Origin of the sequence: Pseudomonas sp. Irchel 3E19 (assembly GCF_900187585.1) — a bacterium.
GTDB classification, from domain to species: Bacteria; Pseudomonadota; Gammaproteobacteria; order Pseudomonadales; family Pseudomonadaceae; genus Aquipseudomonas; species Aquipseudomonas baetica.
This window is the reverse complement of record NZ_FYDT01000093.1, coordinates 1-8,173: the sequence shown is the minus strand read 5'-3', so window position 1 is coordinate 8,173 and position 8,173 is coordinate 1. Positions and strand designations below refer to the sequence as shown.

Sequence of the window (8,173 nt, the reverse complement as noted above, 5' to 3'; positions counted from 1 at the left end):
CCGTGCGGACCACTCTCCTACTCGGGTGCTGTCACACCAGTGCTAATGACGGTCTCTGCCCCGCGCGCGCTCTTCTACTCTAGCCCCAGTTTGCTGCGCGACAGCGCGGCGTCGAAGACGGGGCGGCAGCTCCTACAGGGAGTTGCATTCCAATGTAGGAACTGCCGCAGGCTGCGATCTTTTAAGGGCGTTTCACGCCATCAGATGAAGATGGTTGTCCCAGAGCCCTGCGGGCAATTCCAGCGGCTTGGCCAGCAGTTCATCCTGACGGCAATCGTAGTAACGGCAACGCCCCTGACCCGAGGTCACGACAAAGCCATCCTTCACCGCACCGACACCGGCGCAATCGGGTAGCGGTGCGTCGAGGCGTACTTCGCCGCTGTCCAGATCCCAGATGAAGAAGCGGTTGCCACGCGGCGCCGTCAGCGCCACCAGACGCAAGTCGCTGTGTACCGCGACGCTGGCGGTGTAGTGACCCATCGATTGCAACTGATGCTCCGGCACCGGGAACGCCACGAATGGCTGGCCCGGACGCTTGATCGCCAGCAGTTCCGAGCGCTCGTGCGAGGCCCCCATGAATTGCTGACCGGCGACGATGGTGCCGTCGCTGGCAATCCCCAGGTGGCGCACGCTGTTCATCTGCTGGGCGAGGGTTTCCTTGCTCAGCAAGGTACCGTCGCGCTGCATCAATACCAGGCTTGGTTCCATGGCGTTGAGGTTCATGTCGACGCGGCTTTCCGCCTCGGTACGAATCCCGCCGTTGGCCACCACCAGCGTCTCGCCATCCGGCATCCACGACACCTGATGCGGGCCGAGGCCGTGGGTGGAAATTTCGCCGCTGTGCACCAGCCGTTCGCCCTCGAACTTGTACACCCCGAGCAGGCCACGACCGGGATCGGTGGTGTCGTTTTCGGTGGCGTACAGGTATTCGCCGTCCTTGTGCACCACGGCGTGGCCGTAGAAATGCCGGTTCGGCTGCGACGTCACCGTCTGCAGCAACTTACCGTCGCGCAGGTCGATCAGGTAGCTTTCGGTGCCCGGGCGACGTGCGACAAACAGCGCGATTGGCTGCGTCGGGTGATTGATGATGTCGTGGCAACGCTGGCCGACCTCGGTGGCGAACACCCGGGTGCCGTCCAGCCGATAGCCGACGGCGTAGTGCTTGCCGTCAGTGTCGTCGCGAGCCGAGAGCAACAGCGGGCTCTGATCCTTGCGTTTGAACAGCGTCCAGCCGCCCAGCGTCACTGCTCCCAGCAGTGCACTACCTAAAGTCAGAACCTGACGTCGCAGCATGGCACTTGCCCTCATCAGTCACCGTCGTTGGCGTTGAAGCCCAGTTGGATGCCCAGCGCCTTGGCCAGTTCGCCTTCGTGCAGGCGATGGACGACGTTGAGGCTGTCGTAGATATCGTTGAGTTGCTGACGACCGGCGTCATCTTCGAGCATTTCACCAAGCGAACGCTGGGTGCTGTCGAACAGTTTCAGCGAAGCGGCGTAGGCAGCGTCGATCTTGTCCGCCAGCGGTTTTTGCTCAGCCGGCAGCAGGCCGCGCAGGCCTTTGTTGTCGACGCCTTCCCAAACGGTTTTGGCGGCGGCGAGGCTCGCTTCCAGCGCGGTCAGCGACGACTGGCTACGCCATGCATCGGCCTGGAACGGCTGTGGCACGCCTTTGCTCTGGCGGCCCATCGGCGTGCCGAGTTTTTTCTTCAGGGTGTCGAGTGCCGTGACCTGTACACGCAGCAGATCGGCGATCGCTTCGTGGGAGTCGGCGTAGCGCTGGTTGGGGAACTTGCTCATTTGCGCGAGCATGCCGTCGGTGTTGTTCCAGCTTTGCAGAATCTCTTCGGCCAGTTGCTTCTGGCGTTCGCCGATGGCGATCAGCAGTGGGCAGTACTTGGCTTTTTGTTCTTCGTTGGCAACGTCAGGCTTGGCATCGAACAGGATGTACTCGTAAGCCGACAGGCCCTGAACCACCACGCTCGATTTGGCCAGTGCGGCGGCATCGATCTGCGGCTGGGCGACGACCAGTTGCTCGACCTGACGGCCGACGAGGTTTTTCTTGTCCGGCCAGAACTGTACCTGCCACGAACGGTTGCCCTCGGCCAGCGGGCCGATCAGCAGCGGTTGCAACTCGGCCCAGGCTTTCTGCGCGTGCAGGAAGTCGGCGCGAGCGGTTTCCAGGGTTTCTTTGCCCTGGCAGTAGGCGAGGGCGCTGACCGCCAGTTGCTTGTCGGCTTCAACCCAACGGGTGTACGTCGGCAGGATCACCGATTTGGCGATGGCGGCCGAAGTAACGGCTTGCGGATCCTGCGGCGAGCAAGCGCCGAGGGCGAGCGCGGCAAGGCTGGTGAACAGTAGCTTGGGACGGAACATGTCGGGCTCCCGATTCTTTTAAGTGTTTAAAGTGAATTCAGAAACGCCAGCAGCGCAGCACGCTGCTCGGCATTGAAAGATAAAACCTGTTGCTGCGCCGCCGTCGCTTCGCCGCCGTGCCAGAGCACCGCTTCGAGCAGATTGCGTGCGCGACCGTCATGCAAAAACTGTGTGTGGCCGCTGACCGCTTGCGTCAGGCCAATCCCCCACAACGGCGGCGTGCGCCAGTCGCGGCCGGAGGCCTGGAATTCCGTGCGGTTGTCGGCCAGACCGTCGCCCATGTCATGCAGCAGCAGATCGCTGTACGGGCGAATCACTTGATTGGCCAGTTCAGGTTCGGCGGCGTTGGCGGCGGTGGTGTATTTCGGTGTGTGACACGACTGGCAGCCGGCCTGGAAAAACAGATTCTTGCCGGCCAGCACTTGTTCATCGTTGACGCCGCGCCGCGCGGGGACGGCGAGGTTGCGGCTGTAGAACAGCACCAGACGCAGGATGTTATCGCTGACTTCAGGTTCGCCGTCCGGGCCATTGCCGTTCGGTGCCTGCTTGCAGGCGGTTTGCGCGTCGGTGCAATCATCGAAAGGCCGCAGACTGGTGGTGAGACCCATATCACCCGAAAACGCGTGAACATTCTGTTGATTGAGGTTCGGCTGCCCGGCCTTCCAGCCAAAGCGACCGATCACGGTTTTCTGTAACTCATCGTCCCAGACCCGGTTAGGCCGGCCGTTGATGCCGTTTTTCTCTTTGGCCTGCACGGCGGCGTTGGCGAGGATCGCTTCTTCGGGGATCGCTTCGAGCAGGCCCAGGCCGATCATCGGTGGAGCGACCCGCGCGGAGAAGCGCGTGTCCGGGTGCATCGGGCCGTAGCCGAGCTGGGTGATCTGCAACACCGGTTTGCGCAGCTCGACTTCGGTGCCGTCCTTGAAACGAACGGGCACTGGCGTGTAGTCGACCCTCACTTTGCCTTCCGGAGCAACGCCGGGCACCGCCATGTCCTGAAACTGGCCGCCGTAGACCGGCTCCGGCACCACACCGACCTGCTCGATCAGCTTGGCGTACTGCGGCGCATCGGGGATCGACAGGCGCACCAGCATCGATACCGCGTTGGTCGCGCCGGTTTCTGGCGGATGACCGCGGCCGTCCTTGATGTGGCAGTTCTGGCAAGCGTTGGTATTGAACAGCGGCCCGAGGCCGTCGCGGGCGGTGGTGGTCGACGGGGCGATCACCCACGGGCTGCGAAAGAAGCTGTTACCGACACTGAAATCCACCCGACGCGATGGCGGCAGGTTGGCCGAAGGCAGGGAAAACGCGTTCTGATCGGTCTTACGCACGGTCGCCGCACCACCCGAACGCGCTTCACCGGGCTCGGCCTGGGTGAAACGCGGGGCGTCATCGCAGGCACTCAGGCCCAGGGCCAGCAACAGTGCGGACAAGCGAAGAGGCAGCGAAGGCATCAGACATCCTGCTAGAGGTGCGAAAACAAAGGCGCAAAGTCTAACAGGGCGAGGGAGTTTGAATAAGAGGAATTATCGTTTGCTTGATATGGCGCAACCTCTAAACCCCAAGCAAACCCTGTGGGAGCGAGCCTGCTCGCGAAAGCGGTGTCGGACGCGCTGAAAATGTGGCGGCAGATACAGCCTTCGCGAGCAGGCTCGCTCCCACAGGGTTATGTGTAGAGCAGGCATGAAAAAGGCGACCCGAAGGTCGCCTTTTTTAACTCAGACGCGTTGATCAGAACTCGTGATCAGCGTTGTCCGGGTTCAGGTCGCTGATGCCCAGTTTGCCGGCAGCGGCCTCGATCGAACCGGTCTGCTTGACCAGCGATGCGATAGCGTCGCGAACGACCTGGTTGCCAGCGGTGTTACCGGCGGCGATCAGTTGGTCGTAGTGCTCACCCTTGTTGGCGTGGTCAACCATGACCTGGATCTTGGCTTCGGTAGCGGCCAGATCGGCTTTCAGTGCGGTGTCGGCAGCCGGGTCGGCCTTGGCCACCAGCGACGACAGGCTGGCGCCAGTCATCTTGGTGCCGTCAACACGGGTGTACTCGCCCAGGTAAACGTTACGAATGCCTTTGGCGTCGTAGAAGTGCGAGTAGTGGGTGTTGTCGCTGAAGCAATCCTGTTCGTCTTCCGGGGAGTTGGCTTCCAGGGAAACCTTCATGCGCTCGCCCGCCAGTTCACCCAGGGACAGGCTACCCATGCCGAAGAGCATTTTGCGCAGACCGGTTTCGCCCGGCTCGGCTTCCAGGGTGGCGCGGTAGTTGTCCGCCACGTTCGGCTTCCAGTTGCCGACCATTTCTTCCAGATCGCTGACCAGCAGTTGGGTCACGGCTTTCAGGTAAGCGCGACGACGATCGTTGTGACCGCCAGTGGCGCCGGCACCTTCCAGGTAATCCGAAGCAGGACGGTTGCCAGCGCCAGGGCCGGTGCCGTTCAGATCCTGGCCCCACAGCAGGAATTCGATGGCGTGGTAGCCAGTGGCAACGTTGGCTTCGGAACCGCCCAGCTCATTGAGGCTGGCGAGTTTTTCCGGCGTGATGTCCTTGACGTCGACCTTGTCTTCGCCGACCTGTACTTCGGTGTTGGCGATGATGTTGGCGGTAGCGCCCGGGTTACCCAGTGCGTGCTCGTAGGATTTGTCGACGTAGTCGATCAGACCCTCGTCCAGTGGCCAGGCGTTAACCTGACCTTCCCAGTCGTCGATGATGGTGTTGCCGAAACGGAACACTTCGCTCTGCAGGTAAGGCACGCGAGCAGCGACCCAGGCAGCCTTGGCGGCTTTGAGGGTGTCGGCGTTCGGCTTGGCGAGGAAAGCATCGACCGCGGTTTGCAGGGTTTTCGCAGTGGATTCGGCATCGCTGTAAACGGCGAAGACCATGTCGGCGTAGTGCGCGACCACTGCCTTGGCAGCGGCTTCGTCGACTTTACCGGCAGCGGCAGGCGCAGCTGCTGGAGCGGCGGCGGTGGCGGCTGGAGTCGGCGTGGCCGGGGCGGCAGCTTTGTCTTTGCCTTCGCCGCAACCGGCGAGGGAAATAGCGATGGCCAGCAGACTGGCGGTAGCCAGAGGCATACGAATCATGGCGAACATCCTGCTTCGGTAGTTGAGTGGACTCGCGCTGGGGGCGCAAAACTGCGACATAATGCAAATCTTTCGCATTATGTGTAAAGGGTAGTGCTTGGAAATATTTCTTATTCGCGCATCAAGACCAAAAGATCGTCCCATCGCGGCCCGAGCCTTCGGCAGCTCCTACAGGAGAACGCATCGTCAAATGTAGGAGCTGTCGAGAGAAACGAGGCTGCGATCTTTTGATCTTCTAGAGAATGGCCGCGTTACTGCGTTGTGCCTGCTTGAGGTAGGCGCTCAGTTCCCGCGCCGGCAGCGGTTTGCTGTAGTGGTAGCCCTGACCTTCGTGGCAGCCCTCGGAGATGATGTAGCTCTCCTGTTCAGCGGTTTCCACGCCCTCGGCAATCACTTGCATGCCGAGGCTCTTGCCCAGTTGAATGATCGCGCGAACGATGGTCGCATCGTCGTCGTCATCCAGCAGATCCTGGACGAAGCTCTTGTCGATCTTGATTTTGTCCAGCGGCAGGCTCTTCAGATAACTGAGCGATGAATAACCGGTGCCGAAGTCGTCAATGGCAATCAACGCGCCGGAGCGACGCAGGCTCAGCAAATGCTGGGCGGCGGTGCTGATGTCTTCCATCAGGCCGGTTTCGGTGACTTCCAGTTCCAGACTGCGCGGCGGCAGGCGGTACATCTGCAACAGGTTGTTGACCACCCGCGGCAGCTCGGCGTGGTGCAGTTGCACGGTGGACAGATTGACCGCCATGCGCAGATCGGCGAAGCCCTGATCGTGCCACTCGCGCAACTGCTTGCAGGCCTGATCGAGTACCCATTCGCCGATGGCGATGATCGTGCCGTTCTGCTCGGCCAGTGGAATGAACAGGTCGGGCGGCACCAGACCGTGCTCCGGATGCTGCCAGCGAATCAACGCCTCGACGCCGACCACGCGGTGATCGCGATAGCTGATCTGTGGTTGATAGACGAGGTAGAACTGATCGCGGATCAGTGCGTCACGCAGGTCTTTTTCCAGTTCACGACGACGGCGCATCTCGCTGTCGACGCTGGCGATGTAGAACTGATACCGATTGCGCGAGCGAGTCTTGGCCAGGGTCATGGTCTGCTCGGCCTTCTGCAACAGCTTCTCGGTGCTGTCGCCGTCCTCCGGGAACAGGGTGATGCCGATGGTCGCGCGCAGGCGGATTTCCTGATGATCGAGGGCAAACGCCGCTTCCAGGTCATCGAGAATGCTTTGCGCCAGTTCGGCGGCTTCGTAAGGCTGTTCGATATCCGCCTGCACCAGCGCGAACTGGTCGCCACCCAGACGGGCGAGGGCGCCGAGGCGGCCGCTGTGGGCACGCAGTCGATCGGCCAGGGCCAGCAATAACTGGTCGCCGGTCTGATAACTGAACTGCTCGTTGATGCCTTTGAAATCGTCCAGCCCTACACACAACACCGCGACCCTGCGCTGCAATTTGCCGGCGTCGACCAGAATCTTGTCCAGTTGCTGCTGCAATTGCTGGCGGTTCGGCAGGCCGGTGAGGAAATCGTACTCAGCCATGCGCAGCAGGCTGTTTTCCGCTTCGTGGCGCAGATGGGTATTGCGCTCGATGGATTCGAGCAACTGGTTGGCGGTATTGATCCACAGACCCAGTTCGTTTTTCTCGTGGCCCTTGAGCTGCGGGATCTTGTGTTCGCTGGGGCGATCCGGGTTGATTTCGGTCAGATGCTCGATGATCCGCGACAGCGGTTTGGTCAGCAGCCAGTGGTAAACCAGATACAACACCAGGCCCATGGCCAAGGCGCGCAGTACGCCGGAAATGAAAATGATCACCGAACTGACGATAAAGCTCTCGCCATAGGTGGCGGTGTCGAGGGTGATGCTCAGGTCGCCGTAATACTCACTGTACGGGCCGCGTCCTACCAATTGCGTGGTGAACGTGCGCTCCTGACCGAGAATCAGGTCGGTCAGCCAGCGGCTGTTGGAATGCTGCAACTCGCGGGACTTTTGCGCGAGCATCGCTTCATTGGGATGGCCGATGGACGCCTGGCGCACGGCGTCGTCCTGAAACAGGCCTTCGATCACCTGCATGCCCATCTCCCGATCCAGGCTATAGACGGCCTGAGTGGAAGGGTCACGGAACATGTCGAGAATACGCTGGGCGTCGCCCTCAACCGCCTGGCGTGTTTTATAGGCATCGAACACGATCTGCGCGCAGCTCAAGACCACGCCAACGATCAATGCCGACAGGAGCACGACCCGGAGCAACTTCACCGACAAGCTGTTCTTGAGTTCCAGCTTCAAAGGGGGATTCCTTGTTCCGTGCGGGTAGCGTCAAGTTGCCATGAGTATTGGCAATCCCGTGATGGCAGTCAAAGGGACAATCAGGCTCAGGAGGATTTGCCTCTGGCCTTGGCCAAAATGCTGCTGTTTGGAGTATTAGCCCTATTTGTACTATGTCGGTAGTTCAGGCACTCAACTTGAGCGGTTTGGGACAAAATTCCTCTGTTTGATGCTGGTTTTCCATCGATCGGCAGCAAGAGGCGGGCGCGAGCTTTCATCACAAGAACAGCGCCTACAGGAATCACAGGCATAAAAAACCCGGCAATAGCCTAATGCTGTTCACTTAAGCGGAGCAGCCTTACGGTCCACCGGAAACCGGGTTTTTGAAATCTTCACCGTCCTTGGCCTCGAAGGCCTTGGGCGGTGATCCAGAAACAGCCCGCCAACGCCTTTTCTA

At 60.7% G+C, this 8,173-nt stretch carries 5 protein-coding genes; all 5 read right to left on the bottom strand.

Going from position 1 to position 8,173, the window contains the following annotated elements; genetic code table 11:
- Positions 1-192: 192 nt before the first annotated feature.
- The 5 genes from CKW18_RS29320 to CKW18_RS29300 all read right to left on the bottom strand — a co-directional run bounded on the left by CKW18_RS29320 (position 193) and on the right by CKW18_RS29300 (position 7,737).
- Complete coding sequence (locus CKW18_RS29320; RefSeq protein ID WP_095191953.1) at positions 193-1,293, bottom strand: DUF1513 domain-containing protein; 1,101 nt, start codon at positions 1,291-1,293, stop codon at positions 193-195.
- A gap of 14 nt (positions 1,294-1,307) precedes the next feature.
- Entirely contained in the window at positions 1,308-2,372 is a 1,065-nt protein-coding gene (locus CKW18_RS29315) for an imelysin family protein (protein ID WP_095191952.1), read from the bottom strand.
- 26 nt (positions 2,373-2,398) lie between these two features.
- Complete coding sequence (locus CKW18_RS29310) at positions 2,399-3,826, bottom strand: di-heme oxidoredictase family protein (protein ID WP_095191951.1); 1,428 nt, start codon at positions 3,824-3,826, stop codon at positions 2,399-2,401.
- 277 nt (positions 3,827-4,103) lie between these two features.
- Positions 4,104-5,450: an imelysin family protein gene (locus CKW18_RS29305; protein WP_095191950.1), complete on the bottom strand. Its 1,347-nt coding sequence runs from the start codon at positions 5,448-5,450 to the stop codon at positions 4,104-4,106.
- 235 nt (positions 5,451-5,685) lie between these two features.
- The gene (locus CKW18_RS29300) at positions 5,686-7,737 is read right to left on the bottom strand and encodes a bifunctional diguanylate cyclase/phosphodiesterase (protein WP_095191949.1); all 2,052 of its coding nucleotides are present in this window, start codon (positions 7,735-7,737) and stop codon (positions 5,686-5,688) included.
- Between the last annotated feature and the right edge of the window lie 436 nt (positions 7,738-8,173).

What these genes read in the sequence shown, in the direction of transcription:
- CKW18_RS29320 (WP_095191953.1), bottom strand. Translation starts at nt 1,293, where the DNA reads ATGCTGCGACGTCAGGTTCTGACTTTAGGTAGTGCACTGCTGGGAGCA.
- CKW18_RS29315 (WP_095191952.1), bottom strand. Translation starts at nt 2,372, where the DNA reads ATGTTCCGTCCCAAGCTACTGTTCACCAGCCTTGCCGCGCTCGCCCTC.
- CKW18_RS29310 (WP_095191951.1), bottom strand. Translation starts at nt 3,826, where the DNA reads ATGCCTTCGCTGCCTCTTCGCTTGTCCGCACTGTTGCTGGCCCTGGGC.
- CKW18_RS29305 (WP_095191950.1), bottom strand. Translation starts at nt 5,450, where the DNA reads ATGATTCGTATGCCTCTGGCTACCGCCAGTCTGCTGGCCATCGCTATT.